This window comes from Exiguobacterium sp. s157, from assembly GCF_018618205.1.
GTDB lineage: Bacteria > Bacillota > Bacilli > Exiguobacteriales > Exiguobacteriaceae > Exiguobacterium > Exiguobacterium chiriqhucha.
The window spans coordinates 239,556-257,125 of sequence record NZ_JACSLQ010000005.1; the positions used below are offsets into that span (position 1 = coordinate 239,556).

The following is a 17,570-nucleotide window of genomic DNA, read 5'->3' on the forward strand; positions in this document are numbered from 1 at the left end:
AATCCCCCTTAAGAAATCCCTTTTGGATAACGGATGTACTGGCGTTGCCCCTCGATGATTGCCTTATTCTTATTGATCAAGTGGTCGTAATTCAACTTGAACATTTGGTCAAAATCAGTGGCCTCGAGCACGTCTAACGCCTCCATGTTCTTCTGCATCTTTTCTTTGCCGACCGCAATTCCTTTGATGAACTTCTTTTCTTGTCGAGACAGACTTGACCACTCTTGTGAATTTTCGAGAAACGCCGCGAACGCTTGAATATCTTCACCCTGACTCGTTAATATCTTCAACGTTTGATGTTGATAGATATCTGCTAGCACGGCGAATTCTTTCATCTTAGACAAATCTGTGTCCGTGATGTGCTTTCGGATTAATACGTCATCGTTATAATACGCCGTATAGTCTTGAAGCATCTGATTGAACGTTTGCTGAATCTCCCAAAAGTGAGCAAACGCGTCTCTCCCCTGTTGAACTTGCGGGCTTGCATCCACAACCGGTATGTCCAACGGTTTCGTGTAATAAGAGATTGGAATGTTTGAGCGCTCTGTCGCCATACGCGACAGGTTGCCGCTTAAATCGGCAAAATAAGACAGGTTCGGCTGCGCAATCAGCACTTCGTCCACGACCTCTTCCCCGATTGTAAAGTAGGCGCTTGCTACCGGTTGATTGTTTCGCGTAAAGCCTGCCATGTAATACGGCGTTCCATTTACCATCCAATAGACTGGATTGACAAAAGCCCCTTCGGTCCATTTCTTATGTTTCTTTGCCTTTTTCATGAGTAATGTCGTTGTATTGTGCCACATCGTTGAATCTCTCCTTTTTGTCTTGCTGATGATTTTTTCGTCATACGCTAGACAAATAAACGTCTATTCACTCGGCACGAGAACTGTCAGCTGTTAGGTAAACACTTCGATTGGTTGCTTCTTAGTTCCTCTATTCATTGTAGTGAGATTTTGTTCGACCTATTCGTCGTCCTTGTCAGTGGACGATTAGAGTGATGAACGTCTGTTTAATATCAGCCACTCGATTCGAGCAAGGGTTGACGTTTCTATATATACGGCCGGGACAGCAGAGTCACGATACATATTGGACTCGGTTGCAAGTCCGTTCATCCACGTTTGAATCGATACTTCGGGCAATGTCAGCGTGATTAACGTTTTCTCAATCTGAAGCGAAGATCGATCACCGCGTTGCACTGTTAGGCGTGTTTGAATTTGAGAGGCACCTGAACCATGCGTCTTATACATGACATCGAACGATTCGATTGAACCTTCTAGGCACTGACTTAACTGGCGATGTATTACGAGACGTTTCGAGGCGGGATAAAATAAGTTAACGATGGTTTGCGAATCACGGACAAATTCTAGCATAGGACTCCTTTCCAGAGTTGGACCTCGAAGTTGGATTGTTCAATCGAGTGCTTTCTCGAAACAAATATACCGTTCATGCCCTTTCGGTTTTGAATCGAAATGGACGCTTCCGCGTTCGACGTAGCCGTGTCGTTTGTAAAAGTTGCAGGCGGCCTCATTCCCTGAGAAGCTGTCGAGTCGGATGCTCGTGTAGCCTTCTGCTTTCGCCAACTGTTCCGAGGCACGCAACATCGCTTTTCCGCTCCCTTGACCTTGCCGCTCCGGATGCACCATCAAAGAATGGATGACGAGTGGCCGAGCGTGACACCAGTCGATCGCCTCCCATTCCGGCGACTGCCATTCATCGAGCACGACGACTCCGAGCAACTCCTCACCGTCTTTCATGATATAGACAGAATCGTCTTTGATACACTCCTCAAAATAGGCGCGGTTCGGATACGTGTCGTCCCATTGAAAAATCTGTCGGGCGAGCAAATCGTCTTTACAGGCGAGATACAGTCGTTCGATTGCATCTACATCTGATGGTTTGGCTAATGCGATTGTGATCATTCCAATGCTCCGTTCTTGAAGGTGATTATTGCGGATTGATGATTCGCTCATATTTCATGTACTCGTCTTGGTTCATACTTAGACCGAACAGCTCCGTGATTGTGTCTTGCCGCCACGTGATGGGATTAAAATACTGTGAGCCCGTGTCGAACCAGCGCCCCTTCTGATCAAATCCCCACGTATACTTCACCCGGTCTAGTCCTTGCTGGATAAGCATCTTTCCTTCTTCCGGATTAGAATAAAGGCGGCGCTTCCCGAGCCACAAATACGGTTCAGGTGCCCACGGGCAGTGTTCAATCGCGAGTTGAAAATACTTGTGCTTCAAATGGCCGAATTCTTTTGCCAACGCAATGCACAGCAAGCCGCTCACTTCTTCTGGCCCTTGTTCGATGAGTGACGCTGCCAAGGCGACGTGTTCGTCCGTGATGACAAAGTCATTCCATCCCGTCCAATATAAGGCGAGCGCGAAATAGAACGGGTCATCCGGATGAAACGTATAGGCAGTGAGACCGAAGCTGTTCACCCGGGCAAAATCTTCGATGGTATTTATCAACTCATACCCGATCAGCAAGTCCCAGCGGCTGTGATCGGTCGGGTCCATCATCACGCGGTCAATCAACATCTGTTCGATGCCTCGGGTCTGTTGAAGGTACTGTTCGAGCTGTTTAAACTGTTCTGCCTCAACGTAGGCGTCGATGCGATCGTTCATCGCTTGTTGTTCCGCTGAAAGTTTTTCATTTCCTGAATACAGCTCAAAAATATTCCCTATAGCCTAATCATTCAAAAATGTGTTCTCCTCTCATGCGTCGCTTTCCACGATGCGCGCCAGTTCTTCAATCCGTTCGCGGGTGATCCCTTCCCGCTGTTCGACGGCAAGCGGATGGTCGGTCGGCTCCAATTCGATGAACGGCCGCATCCCCACTTCTCGGGTATGAACGTTCGTCTTTAAATTAAGGGTGTCCGGATAGCCAGGTAGTTCGGTTGCGAACCAGCCGAACATCGGGTCAAGTTCGATGCGGGACGGCTCATCCCACAAGTCGAGCATGCGGAAAAAATTGTCGGCACTAAGTGACACCCAGACGTTCCAAGAAAAAATCTCATCTTCTCCGACAATCGGGAGTTCCACACAGCCGTAGACGAAAAAATGAGCCTCATCGACGACACAAAGGTCATCGGTCAGTACGACGCGTCGCTTCAACTGTTTCTTCGTGAAGCCTTCGATGCTTACCGGCATGACAGAACCGTAACCTATCGGGGTTTCAAGTTCCTGGCGACAGTTTGAACACGGACAATTGTCGAGATGATCGCGTTTTTGGGAAAAAGGATTTATCATAGTTGCTGCTCTCTTTTCTTTAAAAATATTATATTAACGGTATGTGAAATAAATTTATTCGAAATACTCCAGAATGGTTTCTGGGTCATACTCCAATCCAACCAGATCGCTCGACCAATCGAGGCCGCACAGCAGCTCATCATCCGACATGTTCGGCAACCAGCGTTCGAGGAACAGGTCGACCGGCAACTCAATCACATGATAGTCGGCCCACTCTTCAGCCCGGCAAGCGAGCGCAAGCTCTCGGGACGAAAAGAATAACAACACGTCTGTCGCCTCGACGTGCGATGGTGCGTACGCCCATCCATCGTCCTGTTCCGCAGATATTCCAAAGACGAGTCCATTCTCCTCGACTCGTTCGCAAAACGTCTCGAGCACGTCATTCTCCGCCTGCTTCACTTCGACGAACGCCTCAATCGAATGCGCCGCCACCTCCAGGTCATCCATCTCGTGCCACCAGACGTAAATCGTCTCACGGTCGTCTTTTAGAAAACCGAGCTCGTCACCGGATCCGTTCGTCGCTAGCGTCACGAACCCTTCCGGCAACTCCTCTTGCTTCAATTCGTTGGCCCGAATCACATCATCCCACGTCTTATTGAAGAACCGCTCGTCCTTAATCGGATAAAAGAACCACTCTCCGAGTTCGAACTTGTTCCCGTGACCCCATGCGTCACGCAAGCCATCCGGGAAGCGCACCCCGATTTCTTGTTCCACCTGTTCAATCGCTTCGACCGAGAAGCCAGGAAGATTCGTCTCAAGTCTCATCTCATCGCCCTCTTTCTAACATCAATAACATGAGTATACTGAATTTACAAAAAAGAGGGAATTGATTCCGACAAGTTGATGCAATGATTAACGCGATTCTATCGCGCTAATCGTTTGAGAATGTAAAAAGGACCTGTACATCAGGTCCATCGTCACGAGACATCATTCGGTTGTAACCAGTAACTTCTTAGTCGATTCAACGACACCTAGATGCGTCATCACTCATCGAGGAACTGAACGCCGTTCACTTCATAATCACCGATTTGAATGAAGTGGAAGGTCGTGCCCTCTCCTAACCCTCTAGCCGCTCCCGAAAACTTAGCTACAACGTCAGGGCGTTTCCGCGCACCGAACGGCCATTTGTACAACAGTCCGTCTTTCAAGAAGTAGCCGACCTGACCTCGGACCTTCAGCGCCGAGCTATCGTGAAGAAGTTTCGGTGTCTTATACTTGTTAAGTCGCCCGGTCACATCGATATGAATCAAGTCATACCAAATCGACGGACAGAGCCAGACCCCGGTTCGATTTGCTTGCAGTAATTCGCAATCGACGATGGTCGGCGGACGTACTATATCGGACTGATAGCGCCGTAACACTTCACCTGTCTGCGAGAAGCAGACGAGTGCCTCGGTAGAAATCCCATCGCCGAACACCCCCTCGTCGACATAGCCGATCCAAATCCCCGTGTCGTTGACGGCGACCGCTCCGATGGCGTTGCCCGCATGGAACGAATGAAGAATCTTACCCCGCTCATCGATGACCCAGGCGTTGACGGGAGTCTCCTCGAGCGTCACATCGACGACCAGAAACGTTTCTGAATCAAGGAGACGGATGAATGGCGAACTCAACTGAAACGGCAGTCGCAGCGTCCGCTCGTTCCAATAGACGACCGGGCCACCCTGATTCACCAGAACAATCAAGTCATCCCCGAATACATCGGCATCAACGATTCGCGAATCTTTCGTTTGGTATAGCGTTTTAATGTACAAATTCACTTGATTCACGTCTCCTAACCCTTACTTAGCTCTCGCTTTCTCCCCTTTAGCCATAGACGATCAAGCCCTGCACCGACCACCGCCCAAAATAGGATCGTCACCCCATATTTGACGAACATCGTGATATTCGAAGGGTGGGTGAACGTCTCGACGAACCAATGCGTCTCCATGACCCAAAACGGAGGACTCGTCAGAAAGAAGAGAATCGATTTGTCATCAGCGCCGCTCCCATTATAAAGACAAATCAGCACCGCAAAAAGTGTAAGCCAAAACGTAAACGATTTGAATCGACCCATCGTCATGTCCCCTGTCGTGTTTTGGGTGTTTAGCCAGATTCGACCGTGTCCGTTCAGTGATGCAATCGGTTCTCATACTGTTCGAGCGTCGTGCGAAAACGCGCAACCTGTTCCGGCGTCACCGGATCGGTCATTCCATAGCGCTCGTCCAAATACGGCTTGAAATCGACGTCCGTCAATTCGATGCGTCGTGCCCACTCTAAAACCGTTTCCGTCGGCAACCATTTCTTCGCCGATGGCAACGCCTGATTGAATGCGATGAGAGCGTCCCGAATCGTCACACCGGTCCAAGCCGGTTCCTCGACACTCGTCATCGAGCTCGGGACTGGATGACGCGAGAACGTCCTTGTCATGAGCGAAGCTGTTTCGTCAACTCGCTTGCGGTGCTGAAAACGAATGTTAGCGGCAAAAATCAGTACGCTAAGCAATACACAGGCTAACAACAATACCCAATAGAAGAGGCCATCGCCTCGTTCGATGACGGTCGTCACGGAATCGATCGTATAATCCAAATAATCCAGTTTCAAACGAGACTGTTCTTCTTCTTTTGGTATCCTCATCTTTCCTTCGGACGACTCCATCAAATACTCAGATTCTGCCGGTGTCGGTCGTAACTTTAATCCCGATGTCGGAGGACGATACCACCACTCGATTAAATATGAGATGAGACGTATTCCGACAATGACCATCCCTACCGTCAGCACTGCGGTCAACCCAAGCCGAATCATCCAACGCATGGCGTCGCCTCCTCTATAATCGGTTTCCATATCAATTGTATCATCGAAAGTTTCATTTGGAATATCCATCCAGAAAGTTTCAGGCTTTCGTTCACAACAAATGCATCTTGGCGACCTTACTTGTCGGTCGCAATTTCAAAATCAAAGTCGCTAATTCGTTCGCTTCAGCATCCGTCATTAATTTGTCGGGAATCGCATTGAAAAAGAGCAAATATTCCTTCAAATCTATACGGTTAGTATCAAGCTCGGCAGCACGTTTCGCGTGTTCAAACGCCCGTTCATAGGCGTAAGGATGGTGACAGAACGGTTGGCTCATTAGAAGCGAAGCGGTCTCTTCCCAATCAGCAGTCTGCTCAACTTGAATCTGATCGCATACGATTTCGTAGACCATTAAATCATCCGTTTCAAACGCCACTTCAAGAAATGTATTTAACACCACTTCATGAGGGAGCGACTTCCCTAGACGTTGAACGGTCGCTCTGTCGTCTGAGAGAATTGCCTTGTGTAGTTGTTTTTTCAGACGCATTTGAACGTTTGCCCCTTCCTATATAATTTGTCTAAGCTCTTTTTTTCATTCATTTCCTTCTTTCTTTTTTTAGTCTGACTTCACCTATCCATCTTGACACACTATCCCTTTAGTGTAAAATTACACTTGTAAGTAAATGTAAATATAACCCTCATCAAGAAAGGGGTGTCCTGATGGGCAATCCAAAGAACTGCCTCATCGTGTTGTCATCGCTCTATGTGCTCGCATTTATCGTGAACCTGATTCCTTCCATCATGTTCCCTGATGCGACGATTCAGCCGATTCATGCGGTCGCATCCGGCTTACTGCTCGTCTGCATGTTCGGGACGTGTTTATTACGGAATCGTGTCGCCAAGCTGTTGATTATGGCTATTCTGTTCGCAAGTGTGACCGTGTTCACCTTGATCAGTTTCGAGTCGTACGTCTATGACATCGTGCTATTGGACGCCTTGTTCTTAATCCAGTATCCGCTCTATATCCTGTTCGTGACACCACTGTTCGGGCTCAACTACTTCCTGAACGTCAATCCGGAATACGTCGCCTTGCTCGTCTTTTTCATCGCAATTTTGTTGCTCGTCATCCATGAACTCGCGGTGACACGATTCGATCGAATCAAACCATGAGCGGAAGTTGCATCACGCGTCGTTTTCAAGCGATGATGATCTGCGGCACGAGCCTTTTCATATCCATCGTATACCTTTTGTTCTCCCCGAATTGGATTGGACCAGGATTCATGTGGATACTCGGAACGATGATATTGTTGGCAACCTCTTCAATAGGATTAACGGTTCACCTTTCCAAACATCGGGGATGGTATCGATCTAAGTACATTTTCGTAGGCATCGGCATATTCTTGATGCTTGGACTCATTTCCCTGTATATCTTGTGGTACGTTATTGCCATCAACATGAATCACACGACATCACATCCGCTAGGAGGACTCATATGAACTTCTATATCAGCTCCCGTTTCTCGAACATAGAAAAGGTCAGAGCCCTACGCAATCACCTACTCAACGACGGCCACACGCATACATACGACTGGACGACGAATGACCGCGCCACGTCACTTGAGGACTTGCGAGCCATCGGCACGAACGAGTTCGAGGCAATCAAGGCGTCGGACTTCGTCGTCATCTTGCTGCCGGCCGGCAACAGCAGCCATGTCGAGCTCGGAATCGCCCTCGGTGCAGGTGTTCCACTGTTCATCCATGACGCTACAAATCGTTTCGACGATGTCGAGACGACGAGCACGTTCTATCATCTTCCCCACGTCATCCAACTGACGGGATCGCTCGAGGACGTACCTCGGGCCATCACGACCCACTTCGCAACATGTGTTTCGCCTTCTGGAGCCGTAATCGGGTGATGTATTGATATGGGGTGTACCCGGTCAACCCATTAAAGTTGCGGATGAACTGATATTTGCTCTGGTTCGCCAAGCGGCACAAGTCGTCGACACGGATGACTGTCGCATAATTCTGTTCGATATACATAGAGACGGGTCCATGTGTTCGACTTTGAAGAGACGGGCGCGATGAAACGAATCTGTTCGGGCGAATCGAATGGCACATTGATTCACGATGGCCAGACCAACCTTGCCACATGACTGACGACATCACCGGCATCCGTGTCGGTGGTGTCATTTACTTGATCTCGAAGAACGCACTCGCTCCGATTCGAAAAACGAGCTCGTCGTTTCAATCTGATGTTCTATAATGAAGATGATGGACACCTTTGATTGGTTATTCCCCACATATAGCGGGTAATTGAGGATGTGGCTCAGCACGAGCCGATTTGAAACGGATGGAGGGATGAACATGAAGCAATGGACCACTGACTCGATTTATTTGTTCGGGCTCATCGCTTGTATGATGATCGGCACGATGGCGTTCACCGTCCTTTTGTTCGAAAGTGACACCGGCCTTCTCGGCTATTTGATTTTACCTGCCATCGTCTTATCTTCCCTCATCTTCGGGATGCGGGCCGGGCTCACCTTGTCTGTCACGCTCCTCCTCTCTTTATTCATCTATTTCCGATGGTTCGCGTCCATCTATGAAGCAGGAAACATTCAGTTTTTCAACGGCAGAGGCATCAGTTTCACGATTTTGCTGCTCGTCATGTCCATCTTGTCCGGCCTCATTCATCAACTCGTGAAGAACGTGCAGCTGTCACGGCTCGAGTTAGAGGAGCGCGCCCGACAGCTCGTGGCCGTCGACCCTGAGACGTGGCTCGATAACGCCGAACGGTTTCAGATGGACTTGACTGCCGAACGCGATCGCCTCATCCGCCACGGTGAAGCTTTCACGGTGTCGTTCATTCAAATCCATGAGCTGAGACAGTTCGAGGAACGGTTTGGACGGACCGAATATGAATGGTTCTTGAACTACTTCAGCGACGAGCTCCACCTGGCCACGAGACGAACGGATCATAAGTATCGCGTCGCCCTAGACACGTTCGCCATCATCTATCCACACACGTCCCCTGAGGCCGCCCGTGTCGTCCATGACCGGATTCGCCCGTTACTCGAAAAGTACGAGCTTCAAAGCGGTGAACACGTGTCGTTGATGCATGTGGATACGTTCTATGACGTGAATCGAGAAAATGGCAATGCGGTCGTCGACGAAATCATTGCGAACATGTCCACGTTCAGTTGACTGTCGCCCGATAAATATCCCCAATCAGACCATCCATTTGATGCACCCCTAATTCTGCATTCGTCATGATGATCAGTGACTTGCCGATGTACGGGTACGCCACGAGCATGCTTTGAAAACCAATCCCCCAGCCGAGCGAGGATAGCTCGCGTTGCTCCTGTTCACCATCCAGAAAGACACCGAGCCCGGCGAACAGGTTCAACGACGAAGCAGACAGCATGTCTTCGACCGTCCGATGAGACAGTTCGCGACCGTTCCCTTTCACCGCCTCCATCAGTTCGATGACGACGCGCGACAAATCCTCAGTCGTCGTCCAGAGCCCGGCCGCCGCTGGATATGGATAGTGCGGGATGATGGGGGCGACGGAATGGCCGTGCTTGTCGTGGCCGCTCGCGAACGTCACACCTTCCACCTCAAAGTCATACCCACTCGCATGCATATCGAGCGGGATGAACAGCTCGTCACGCATCACATCCGCGAACGGACGCTTCATCACGTCCTCAACCAATAGTTGAATCAGACAGAACCCGGCGTCCGAAAAGTGAAACGCTTGGCCCGGCTCGCCCGTCACATGAACCGGCCCGTCATGATACGGCGTGTCTCCGTTCATCAAAGCAGCCATCGACGGACGTCCGAACGTGACATCAAGTGCTCCGAAACCGCCCGTCGCATCGACAATTCCGGACTCATGACGCAACAACTGACGTAACGTCACTTCGGATGGTGTCGAGACAACATCCTTTAGTTGCCACGAGACGAGCCGATCATTCACCGGTTCATCTAACGCCAACTGTCCCGCTTCGACCAACTTCAAGACGAGGACACTGGTCAGAAATTTGCTCATCGAACAAGCATTGAAGCGCGTGTCAGCCGTCACCCGTTGACCGCTCCCCGTCGCCACCGTTCCCAATTGTTTAGCGTCCATCAGTCGCCCGTGTTCAATCCAGGCGATGCTACAACCCGGGACGCGATAATGTTTCATCCGCTCCTCGATATACGCTACATCTAGCGACATGCCGCACCTTCCTCTCCTAAAGATAATCTCACCGCATCACGATCAATTCGGACAAATCGTCAATCGAATCATCGGCGTCTGCTTCAGACTCTTCCCACCAATCGTTCCGTTTCCAAACCGTCCGTATGCCGACTCGCTTGGCGGCTTGGATGTCATGGAGCGCGTGATCCCCGACGAACATGGCAGTTCCTGGCGTAACGTCTAATGCCTCGAGAGCCCGATGAAACAGCTCGGGCTCTGGTTTCTTCATGCCTTCCCATTCAGAGACGAGAATACAATCGAAATAGTCGCGGATCCCTAGACCACGAATCGAATTCATTTGAAATTCGCCATACCCGTTCGTGATGATGCCGAGCCGAAGCCCACGCGCTTTCAAGGCGCTCAGCATCGGATCAAGATTCGGGAACGCGACGCAGAAATGCTGAAACTGGTTCTCATAATCATCGAGTAGTTCTTGTTGGGTGATCCCGGTAATCTCAAACTCCTGAATCAACTGATCATACACCGCGTCTTTCCAGCGATAGCCGTGCTGGTCGAGTTCGATGAAGCGCGTGACATAATCTCGTTCTTCGATGCCGGTCAGATGTCTGTTCAGTCTTGCATACTGGTCATGGATGAAGCGTCGCACGGATTCATCCCGGTTCAGCAGCGTGCCATCCAAATCAAAGAGCACGGCTTTTAACGCCGACACCTCGGTCGTTTGAATCGATTGAGTCAGCGACATGGGATTGAATCTTCGAGCACGACGACGGTCTTCGTTTCCGTATCGATAATCCGCGTGCGCGTATCGTTTTTCGACAGCAAAATCGCCTTGCCCGTCTCGTCAAAACAGTAGGCCATCGGAATTGAAAATCCACAGTTTCGATACGACCCGTCGGCATGGCTCGTCCCGAGAATGATGGAGCGTTGTTGCAATGCAATCTGTTTCGCTTCTCCAGACCAGTCACTGTACTGTTCTTCACTGAACATGCCGACTCCAATCGGATTGAAGATAATTTGGATAGGTTCTTCCGATTTGAGTCCGTCCAGCCCCATGAAGATTTCTCGACAGAGCATATATCCGTATCGAAGACCGTCGTCATCGACAGTTGACGGCATGAAGAGCGGCATCGCCTCCGGAGTCTTGGCACGGTCCAACAGTGTCTCCCCACGTTTGTTGATGATGAGGGCCCGGTCCACATTCTGCTCGTTCCGATAGCCCATCACGACTGCTGTCTGAAATGTCTTCGCAAGCTCCTTGACCTCGTCCAGATGTGTGTATTGACAATAACCTTCCGGATACAACATCAAGTCGACCGCAGGGTTCGCTTTGATGTCTTGAATGAATTGCTCTAAGTGTTGCTCCATTTTGGGTTGACCGATCAGAATCTTCATTTGTACCGCACATCCTTCTCTCATTTGCTTTGTTTAGAATCAATCGTCTCACTTCGAAGTAAACCCGACTGAATAAAGAGGTTTCTTCTCTTGAACCGCCTCGACCACGCCTCCAGCTATCTCTTCATGCGTCAACCAACGGCGCTCCCCCTTCTCGATCTGATAGCCGAGCTGCACTTGGTGATAACGGACGTCTTCAGGGATCGTCAGACCGTTTCTCATATCGCTCGAGTTGGCGTGAGTACCGAGGACATGGAACACGTCCGTGCCCCCGCGCAGTGCTAACAACACACACGGCAAGGCATCAGCTGCGTCCGAATGAATCCAGGCAACGACCAGGTCGAAATCTCCATGAATCGCCATCGAACGTCGCAGCGCCTCCTTCAGACGCAAGTCGTACCGATAGTCGACCAATACGGCAGACAGCCGGCCCGGCGATCGCTCGGTCAATCGGCTCATTTTCTCGGCATCCCGTCCGATGATGGACACGTGATACCCAACCTCTGCCAACCAAAGGACTGTTTCCGCCAGCATCCCGCTGCCGCCAATCACTAACGCATGTTTCACGCTCTATCCGTCCCTTCTGTCCGTTTATAAGTAAGGAAAGGAATCCTGACTGACGAGAGCGAAATCTACATACAATATCCCCTCAAGGAGGCATGATTCCCATTCCATCGACCATCTATTCCATCAAACCAATCGAGTCGTCACGCGAACTCAATGACTCGTTCCTTGTCATGAGCCAACTGCGCACCGACCTGACGCTCGATGCCTATCACGAGCTCGTCGCCGCCATGCGACCGCAAGGCTATGAACTGTATGCGTTATACGCCGACGATACCATCGTCTCACTCGCGGGGATCGAGGTACGTGTCAATCTCTATCTCGAGAAGCACGTCTTCATTTACGACCTCGTGACGTGCGCGAACCATCGCTCGAACGGATACGGCGAGATGTTGCTTCACTTCGTCCACGAATACGCCCGCGACCTTGGTGCCAAATACGTCTCCCTCGAGTCAGGACTCGCTCGAACCGAGGCGCACCGTTTTTATACAGATAAGATGGACTACGCCATCACGAGTTATTCGTTCCGTAAACAACTTTGATTTCTATGTAACGAAAAAGGAAGAGCCGAACGCTCTTCCCGTCTTTATTATATCGTGATTCACGAGCCAAAAACAGACTGTCTTCTCCTAAATTCATCCACTATACTGTGAAGACAACCTGACTGAAGGAGAGATGAAGCATGACCGATGACATGAGATCGCTCGACCCCGGCCCGTTTTTCCACGGGACGAAAGCCGAACTGAAACTAGGGGATTTGCTTGAACCGCAGCGACGCTCGAACTATCAAGACAAGCAGTCGAACTACATCTATTTCACCGCCACCCTCGACGCCGCCAAATGGGGTGCCGAACTGGCGAGCGGTAAGGCTCGTGAGCGCATCTATCTCGTCGAACCGACGGGTGACTTCGAGAACGACCCGAACTTGACGGACAAGCGCTTCGCCGGCAACCCGACCCGGTCATACCGGTCGAGCGCCCCGCTCAAAGTCGTGGCCGAGCTCGGGGCGTGGGAACGCCATCCGGACGATGTGATCACGCATATGCTTGAATCGCTTGAGAAAATGCGACAAGCCGGGGAAGATGTGATTGACGACTGACACGAAGGAGAAGCACCTTTAAGAAATCCCACAACAAACGCAAGTATCTCTTGATGTCTATCGAAGTGACTGATTGGCTCTACGTCTCGACAGCAAGAAGATTAGCATCAGACTGGCTATCGCTGAGATTGCAACCTTAAGCTGAAATCCATTCGTCAATCCTTCTATCACATATCCTTTTAGTTTTTGGGACAGACTCGCATCCGGTATCCAATCAATCACATAGCCAATTCCTAACATTGCGGGAAGGCTTATCACGACATAGATCATGATAAACATGGACGTGAACGTCTTGATCTTTATCGTCTCCTACCTCCATTTCTGGTTGCACTGAATCGTAAAGTCTCCCGACCAAATAGAAAATGATACAATCCATCCAATAATTGGCTCAAAAATAATAAAGAATAGACACTCTGTGTATATGTCGATGCCAACATGTATACAGAGTGTCTTTCGTATTAATTTTCTCTAACGTACTTTGCGAAACTATCGAGGATTGCCTGCCAGCCTTGGCGCTGTAACTCGAGCGGATTCATCGATTCCGCATCGAAAGTTTCAACGATTTTAGTCTGCTCACCTTCTGAAACAAATGAAATGCTTACTTTACGGTCGTCTTCGAGGCGATATTGAATGAGGTGATTAATTTGAACCTCATCATACACACCTTCAAAATCGAAGGCCATACTCTTGTCTTTCGCCTCCATCCGACTTCGAAACTTTCCTCCGGCTCTCAAGTCATTTTCAGCTTCCGTCGTATGCCAATCTTCGGATGCATGATTCCACTGTTTGATGTGTTCAGGGTCCGTCCAAAGTCGCCATACTTTGTCGATAGGTGCTTCAATAATTGATGACACCGTCACTGTATTTGATTCCATCTAATGATCTCCTTTGAAATGAATTGTTTCTAAACGCTTTAACGTCGACACTGGATGACATCCAACTATCCTTTACATCACTTTCATTCGATATGCGTTCGATGAACCCCTTCTCCAATCTAACTAAATAGAAGAAGGCGGTTTTTTGAATTGAGTCGAATGATTTGTATGAACGAGTGTGAACGGATCCGCGAGCGACGCGGCCGCCGCCTCCGTTTGAGACATCGTCTCTTCCGTGACGACCGCCTCTTGGCGTCGTAATCGGAACGCCCGCTCGAGGCGGCTCGTCAGCAAGTTGCTGAGGAAGACGAGCAGTGACAGGCCGAGAGCCGGAACGAGGAACATATGGTTCGTCATCCATGTCGTCGCTGTGAACTGCGTGAAATAAAAACCGAACATCGACGACCATTCAAACAGCGTCGGTCGGACCCCTTCAAACAGGAAGACGGTGCCTCCGAAAAAGACGCCGAACAACGACAGATGAATGAGCAACATGAGTGTTTGCACGAACTGTTGCATGAAGACGATGACCAACGTCGGAACGAGGTGCGGCCATAAGTGTTTCCTTGTCCGGTGCCACACACTGCCGCCCAACGTCTCGGCGACGATCATAAACTCTTGTTTGAGCAATTGCCGGACCTCTGTAATGAGATAAAGCGTGACCGCAGGCAAGCCGAGCGCCACGAACACCGTCAACTGCAGCGTCACGCGGTCCAGCAGCGGCGGCACCATGGTCGAATCCGCGAAGAAAAAGGACGGGAATAGCATCATCATAGCCAACAAAGAAATCGGTAGAATCAAAAACCCGTCTAACACCATTTTGAAGATTCGGTTCACGCGCGCCCCGCGAAACGCGAGTGGAATCCCGATCAATAGGCCGAACGCCATCCGTCCGAGCGCAACGGTCGCACAAATACCGACCGTCCACTTAAAGCCTTCGATCATCATCTGGAACAAGTCGTTGCCGGCCCGGTCGGTACCGAGCCATTGATCTTTCGACGGTTCAAGCGGTGGAATGCCAATCAACCGACCTTCGTCGGAGTAACGGTTCAAAAATTGGTCGACTTGGCCATCGCGGAATACGGTATTCCCGATACTTAGTAACAGCAAGCTGGCAAAAATGACGAACCCGATGATGAAAATCGGGTCCCGCAGTAACGTGCGTCGCATCAAATCCCTCCTTTCCAGGCGTTCGGGATGAGCCATTCCGCTACTAAATCCAATATGAAAATCGGGATATAGACGACCAACAAGATGACGAGCAGGATCGGCATGACCGGATTATAGACGGCGAACCGGAAAATCCCTTGCACGTTGAACAAATACTCGATAATCAACAGACTCGAGAGCACCGTGATCAAGTTCGAGCGGAAAAAGAGGTAGAAGCGGTACACCAAATTCGGGAGCAAATGTCTCCAGAACAGGGCGGCCGGTCGGACGCCTTTGGCCCGGGCCAGTTCGAGAAACAACGACACCTCCTCCTCGAGGATATGTTTCGTCAACCACTTGAGGAAGAAGAACAGAATCGTGAGCGTCAACGTCACAATCGGCAAAAAGCGTATGTATTCGGCGAACCCACCTGCGACTTCAATTCGATCGAACCCTGTCTTCTTATAAATCGTGATGGCAAGAAATTGCGAGAAGATGAGCCAAAACAAATCCGGGATCATCTCGAGTGTCTGGCTCGTTTGCTGGAGCACCGTGCGCACGCGCTTTCCGCTCCGATAAAAGAAATAGGCGTACAGAAGGGCGAACCCGACCGAGACGATGAGTGACGTCATAAAGATGATGACCGTCTCTTTCATGAGCGGGGCGAGGTCTGGCAATAACGGTAACTCGCGTTGTGCGGTGACGTTGTAGTATGTAATCTCATCGAGTTTCGCCAACTGACTGAATTGTTGTTGAATCCCATTCCAGTAATTTGATGGCACGAACTCGAGTTGCACGACGAGTGACGGCAAGGCACTGATCGCAATCAATACAAATAGCGTGATGAAAAACTGAGCCGATTTTTGAGCAATCCAATTCATCCGATTCTCTCCTTTCAAAAAACAAGTACAATCTCATAACCGTTTCGAGCTTGCTTATAAACCATAAACTATAAAATCCAAAAAACGCTTCCAAAATAAAGCATATCCTTCATCCCGAAGTAAAATTTCCCCATTTACACTGTTATGATTTTATCATAATCATTTATGAATAAAAACAATATTCCGAAAATTTCAGAAATCTAAATTGTCTCTTGATTAAACAGTTTCTACATGAAAATCAGCGTTCTTTAAAACTTGACGACTTCCGTTGGACTCACCTTATTGCTTTATCGGAAAAGTAGATTTCAATTAATAATTAAATTCATAGGATGAATGGCAGAAAAACCATAAAAAAATATCCTTCTAATTAGAAGAATACTTTAGTATGTTGAAAAGAGCGTATCGCCATCTTTCGACTTCAACACATAGTCAACTCCAGTCGAATTCACTTTCGTCAACGTGACGGTACAATCAAACAACGTGCCTGGTCCATATGCAACGTCCTCCGGTATGTCCGGAAAATCGTAAGATTCCTCTTCAAACCAGAGCGTCACGCCGCCTTGTTTCGACTGATTGTCAACGACATAGCAACTCCCAGTTTCTGTCTCATAACGGCCAAGCGCGCGATCATATGTATCAGGTATGGCAATCATAAAACAAATGATTGCGATGCATATGCTGAATATAGCTCCTAGCAATTTCATCAATTTGCGCTCGCTCCGCCATTGTGACATATATACAAATGTCGAAAGCACACATATGAATCCGACAAACCAAAACGCAATTAATTGTGCCAACCTGATCACCTCTTTCATATTATACGAACATTGCCGTATAATGTTTCATCATCCTATCAGATTAAGGAGTCCTATATGGCCCACTTCCTCAAGTTACAATCTATCTCCATTTTCCTCGCGGTTCTGCTATTATTGAACATTCAACTGCTCGCCAACAGCGGACGGCTTTATTTGTTGATGGGTGATGCTTATATGCTAGCCATCACTATGTTCGGTCTTGTTTCACTCATCTTGTTCACGCGGCTCATCATCAAACGTGTCAGGCAACTCGCACCTTCACCATGGAACCTATCCCTGTACGTGTTATGGCTCCCTTATTTGGCGCTGTTCACCTATGCCTGGACACAAATCGTCCCCGCCCCTGGTGAAGCGGCATGGCCAAGTCGGGTCGTCGGGCTATTGATTATCGCGCTCACATTCACGTTCCCGCTCTATGTGTTCATCGTCCATATGGTCGCCTGCTCCAAACAACGAACGACGTAACCAAAAAACGTGTGCAATAGACTGACCTAGCGAAATGAGACACTAATAAAAACACCTTGATTAGGCTGCCATCCCACCGTATTTTATCGGTGTGAGGTAGCCTAAT

At 49.3% G+C, this 17,570-nt stretch carries 24 protein-coding genes; 6 read left to right on the top strand and 18 right to left on the bottom strand.

The window, feature by feature from the left end; genetic code table 11:
* Window positions 1-8 precede the first annotated feature (8 nt).
* The 9 genes from KNP67_RS11415 to KNP67_RS11455 form a co-directional block, all read right to left on the bottom strand.
* Complete coding sequence (locus KNP67_RS11415) at window positions 9-803, bottom strand: hypothetical protein (protein WP_214756632.1); 795 nt, start codon at window positions 801-803, stop codon at window positions 9-11.
* Window positions 804-1,409: 606 nt separating this feature from the next.
* On the bottom strand, window positions 1,410-1,919 hold the full coding sequence (locus KNP67_RS11420) for a GNAT family N-acetyltransferase (RefSeq protein WP_214756634.1): 510 nt from the start codon (window positions 1,917-1,919) through the stop codon (window positions 1,410-1,412).
* A gap of 25 nt (window positions 1,920-1,944) precedes the next feature.
* Window positions 1,945-2,628, bottom strand: a complete 684-nt coding sequence (locus KNP67_RS11425; RefSeq protein WP_214756636.1) for a hypothetical protein — start codon at window positions 2,626-2,628, stop codon at window positions 1,945-1,947.
* Between the two features lie 90 nt (window positions 2,629-2,718).
* Complete coding sequence (locus KNP67_RS11430; RefSeq protein ID WP_214756637.1) at window positions 2,719-3,252, bottom strand: DUF2199 domain-containing protein; 534 nt, start codon at window positions 3,250-3,252, stop codon at window positions 2,719-2,721.
* Window positions 3,253-3,306: 54 nt separating this feature from the next.
* On the bottom strand, window positions 3,307-4,017 hold the full coding sequence (locus tag KNP67_RS11435) for a DUF2750 domain-containing protein (RefSeq protein WP_214756638.1): 711 nt from the start codon (window positions 4,015-4,017) through the stop codon (window positions 3,307-3,309).
* 218 nt (window positions 4,018-4,235) lie between these two features.
* Window positions 4,236-5,021 carry a TetR family transcriptional regulator gene (locus KNP67_RS11440; protein WP_214756639.1) on the bottom strand — a complete coding sequence of 262 codons (786 nt, stop codon included), beginning with the start codon at window positions 5,019-5,021 and terminating at the stop codon, window positions 4,236-4,238.
* 5 nt (window positions 5,022-5,026) lie between these two features.
* Complete coding sequence (locus KNP67_RS11445; RefSeq protein ID WP_214756640.1) at window positions 5,027-5,308, bottom strand: hypothetical protein; 282 nt, start codon at window positions 5,306-5,308, stop codon at window positions 5,027-5,029.
* A 53-nt stretch (window positions 5,309-5,361) separates the two neighbouring features.
* On the bottom strand, window positions 5,362-6,045 hold the full coding sequence (locus KNP67_RS11450) for a hypothetical protein (RefSeq protein ID WP_214756641.1): 684 nt from the start codon (window positions 6,043-6,045) through the stop codon (window positions 5,362-5,364).
* A gap of 91 nt (window positions 6,046-6,136) precedes the next feature.
* On the bottom strand, window positions 6,137-6,571 hold the full coding sequence (locus KNP67_RS11455) for a hypothetical protein (RefSeq protein ID WP_214756642.1): 435 nt from the start codon (window positions 6,569-6,571) through the stop codon (window positions 6,137-6,139).
* Between the two features lie 173 nt (window positions 6,572-6,744).
* Between KNP67_RS11455 and KNP67_RS11460 the strand changes: the two genes are divergently transcribed.
* On the top strand, window positions 6,745-7,194 hold the full coding sequence (locus tag KNP67_RS11460; RefSeq protein WP_214756643.1) for a hypothetical protein: 450 nt from the start codon (window positions 6,745-6,747) through the stop codon (window positions 7,192-7,194).
* A gap of 322 nt (window positions 7,195-7,516) precedes the next feature.
* Entirely contained in the window at window positions 7,517-7,939 is a 423-nt protein-coding gene (locus KNP67_RS11465; protein WP_214756645.1) for a group-specific protein, read from the top strand.
* Here the strand turns inward: KNP67_RS11465 and KNP67_RS15580 are convergent.
* Window positions 7,887-8,066, bottom strand: coding sequence for a helix-turn-helix domain-containing protein (locus KNP67_RS15580; protein ID WP_215114825.1), 180 nt, complete (start codon window positions 8,064-8,066; stop codon window positions 7,887-7,889). The two genes, KNP67_RS11465 and KNP67_RS15580, sit on opposite strands and share 53 nt — an antisense overlap.
* 324 nt (window positions 8,067-8,390) lie before the next feature.
* Here KNP67_RS15580 and KNP67_RS11470 point away from each other — a divergent pair, with 324 nt between their 5' ends.
* On the top strand, window positions 8,391-9,227 hold the full coding sequence (locus KNP67_RS11470; protein WP_214756646.1) for a GGDEF domain-containing protein: 837 nt from the start codon (window positions 8,391-8,393) through the stop codon (window positions 9,225-9,227).
* Here KNP67_RS11470 and KNP67_RS11475 read toward each other — a convergent pair.
* From KNP67_RS11475 to KNP67_RS11490, 4 genes are read right to left on the bottom strand one after another with little or no spacing between them, the layout of a single operon-like run.
* Entirely contained in the window at window positions 9,220-10,242 is a 1,023-nt protein-coding gene (locus KNP67_RS11475; protein ID WP_214756647.1) for a serine hydrolase domain-containing protein, read from the bottom strand. The two genes, KNP67_RS11470 and KNP67_RS11475, sit on opposite strands and share 8 nt — an antisense overlap.
* Before the next feature lie 28 nt (window positions 10,243-10,270).
* A complete protein-coding gene (locus KNP67_RS11480; RefSeq protein WP_214756648.1) occupies window positions 10,271-10,966 on the bottom strand; it encodes an HAD family hydrolase in 696 nt (231 codons plus the stop codon).
* Entirely contained in the window at window positions 10,957-11,616 is a 660-nt protein-coding gene (locus KNP67_RS11485) for a carbon-nitrogen hydrolase family protein (protein ID WP_214756649.1), read from the bottom strand. The genes KNP67_RS11480 and KNP67_RS11485 overlap by 10 nt, the downstream gene beginning before the upstream one ends.
* Window positions 11,617-11,664: 48 nt before the next feature.
* On the bottom strand, window positions 11,665-12,183 hold the full coding sequence (locus tag KNP67_RS11490; protein ID WP_214756650.1) for a Rossmann-fold NAD(P)-binding domain-containing protein: 519 nt from the start codon (window positions 12,181-12,183) through the stop codon (window positions 11,665-11,667).
* A 92-nt stretch (window positions 12,184-12,275) separates the two neighbouring features.
* Here KNP67_RS11490 and KNP67_RS11495 point away from each other — a divergent pair, with 92 nt between their 5' ends.
* Together KNP67_RS11495 and arr are read left to right on the top strand one after the other, a co-directional pair.
* Window positions 12,276-12,722 (top strand): GNAT family N-acetyltransferase, encoded by a 447-nt coding sequence (locus tag KNP67_RS11495; protein ID WP_251130855.1) that lies wholly within the window; start codon window positions 12,276-12,278, stop codon window positions 12,720-12,722.
* Window positions 12,723-12,862: 140 nt separating this feature from the next.
* Window positions 12,863-13,279: an NAD(+)--rifampin ADP-ribosyltransferase gene (gene arr, locus KNP67_RS11500; protein WP_214756651.1), complete on the top strand. Its 417-nt coding sequence runs from the start codon at window positions 12,863-12,865 to the stop codon at window positions 13,277-13,279.
* A 458-nt stretch (window positions 13,280-13,737) separates the two neighbouring features.
* Here arr and KNP67_RS11505 read toward each other — a convergent pair whose 3' ends face one another.
* The 4 genes from KNP67_RS11505 to KNP67_RS11520 form a co-directional block, all read right to left on the bottom strand.
* Window positions 13,738-14,154, bottom strand: coding sequence for an SRPBCC family protein (locus KNP67_RS11505; protein WP_214756653.1), 417 nt, complete (start codon window positions 14,152-14,154; stop codon window positions 13,738-13,740).
* A gap of 123 nt (window positions 14,155-14,277) precedes the next feature.
* Window positions 14,278-15,324, bottom strand: coding sequence for an ABC transporter permease (locus tag KNP67_RS11510; RefSeq protein ID WP_214719637.1), 1,047 nt, complete (start codon window positions 15,322-15,324; stop codon window positions 14,278-14,280).
* Window positions 15,324-16,184 (bottom strand): ABC transporter permease subunit, encoded by an 861-nt coding sequence (locus KNP67_RS11515; RefSeq protein WP_214756654.1) that lies wholly within the window; start codon window positions 16,182-16,184, stop codon window positions 15,324-15,326. Before KNP67_RS11515 ends, KNP67_RS11510 begins: the two co-directional genes overlap by 1 nt.
* 380 nt (window positions 16,185-16,564) lie before the next feature.
* Window positions 16,565-16,981, bottom strand: coding sequence for a hypothetical protein (locus KNP67_RS11520; protein WP_214756655.1), 417 nt, complete (start codon window positions 16,979-16,981; stop codon window positions 16,565-16,567).
* Window positions 16,982-17,056: 75 nt separating this feature from the next.
* Here KNP67_RS11520 and KNP67_RS11525 point away from each other — a divergent pair, with 75 nt between their 5' ends.
* Complete coding sequence (locus tag KNP67_RS11525) at window positions 17,057-17,464, top strand: hypothetical protein (RefSeq protein WP_214756656.1); 408 nt, start codon at window positions 17,057-17,059, stop codon at window positions 17,462-17,464.
* Window positions 17,465-17,570: the final 106 nt, after the last annotated feature.

Bases quoted from the DNA above. Each gene is read 5' to 3' on its own strand.
- arr (WP_214756651.1), top strand. From the start codon at position 12,863: ATGACCGATGACATGAGATCGCTCGACCCCGGCCCGTTTTTCCACGGG.
- KNP67_RS11495 (WP_251130855.1), top strand. From the start codon at position 12,276: ATGATTCCCATTCCATCGACCATCTATTCCATCAAACCAATCGAGTCG.
- KNP67_RS11445 (WP_214756640.1), bottom strand. From the start codon at position 5,308: ATGGGTCGATTCAAATCGTTTACGTTTTGGCTTACACTTTTTGCGGTG.
- KNP67_RS11465 (WP_214756645.1), top strand. From the start codon at position 7,517: ATGAACTTCTATATCAGCTCCCGTTTCTCGAACATAGAAAAGGTCAGA.
- KNP67_RS11425 (WP_214756636.1), bottom strand. From the start codon at position 2,628: ATGAACGATCGCATCGACGCCTACGTTGAGGCAGAACAGTTTAAACAG.
- KNP67_RS11470 (WP_214756646.1), top strand. From the start codon at position 8,391: ATGAAGCAATGGACCACTGACTCGATTTATTTGTTCGGGCTCATCGCT.
- KNP67_RS11485 (WP_214756649.1), bottom strand. From the start codon at position 11,616: ATGAAGATTCTGATCGGTCAACCCAAAATGGAGCAACACTTAGAGCAA.
- KNP67_RS11515 (WP_214756654.1), bottom strand. From the start codon at position 16,184: ATGAATTGGATTGCTCAAAAATCGGCTCAGTTTTTCATCACGCTATTT.
- KNP67_RS11480 (WP_214756648.1), bottom strand. From the start codon at position 10,966: ATGTCGCTGACTCAATCGATTCAAACGACCGAGGTGTCGGCGTTAAAA.
- KNP67_RS11435 (WP_214756638.1), bottom strand. From the start codon at position 4,017: ATGAGACTTGAGACGAATCTTCCTGGCTTCTCGGTCGAAGCGATTGAA.
- KNP67_RS11525 (WP_214756656.1), top strand. From the start codon at position 17,057: ATGGCCCACTTCCTCAAGTTACAATCTATCTCCATTTTCCTCGCGGTT.
- KNP67_RS11460 (WP_214756643.1), top strand. From the start codon at position 6,745: ATGGGCAATCCAAAGAACTGCCTCATCGTGTTGTCATCGCTCTATGTG.
- KNP67_RS11430 (WP_214756637.1), bottom strand. From the start codon at position 3,252: ATGATAAATCCTTTTTCCCAAAAACGCGATCATCTCGACAATTGTCCG.
- KNP67_RS11415 (WP_214756632.1), bottom strand. From the start codon at position 803: ATGTGGCACAATACAACGACATTACTCATGAAAAAGGCAAAGAAACAT.
- KNP67_RS15580 (WP_215114825.1), bottom strand. From the start codon at position 8,066: ATGTATATCGAACAGAATTATGCGACAGTCATCCGTGTCGACGACTTG.
- KNP67_RS11450 (WP_214756641.1), bottom strand. From the start codon at position 6,045: ATGCGTTGGATGATTCGGCTTGGGTTGACCGCAGTGCTGACGGTAGGG.
- KNP67_RS11510 (WP_214719637.1), bottom strand. From the start codon at position 15,324: ATGCGACGCACGTTACTGCGGGACCCGATTTTCATCATCGGGTTCGTC.
- KNP67_RS11505 (WP_214756653.1), bottom strand. From the start codon at position 14,154: ATGGAATCAAATACAGTGACGGTGTCATCAATTATTGAAGCACCTATC.
- KNP67_RS11420 (WP_214756634.1), bottom strand. From the start codon at position 1,919: ATGATCACAATCGCATTAGCCAAACCATCAGATGTAGATGCAATCGAA.
- KNP67_RS11455 (WP_214756642.1), bottom strand. From the start codon at position 6,571: ATGCGTCTGAAAAAACAACTACACAAGGCAATTCTCTCAGACGACAGA.
- KNP67_RS11475 (WP_214756647.1), bottom strand. From the start codon at position 10,242: ATGTCGCTAGATGTAGCGTATATCGAGGAGCGGATGAAACATTATCGC.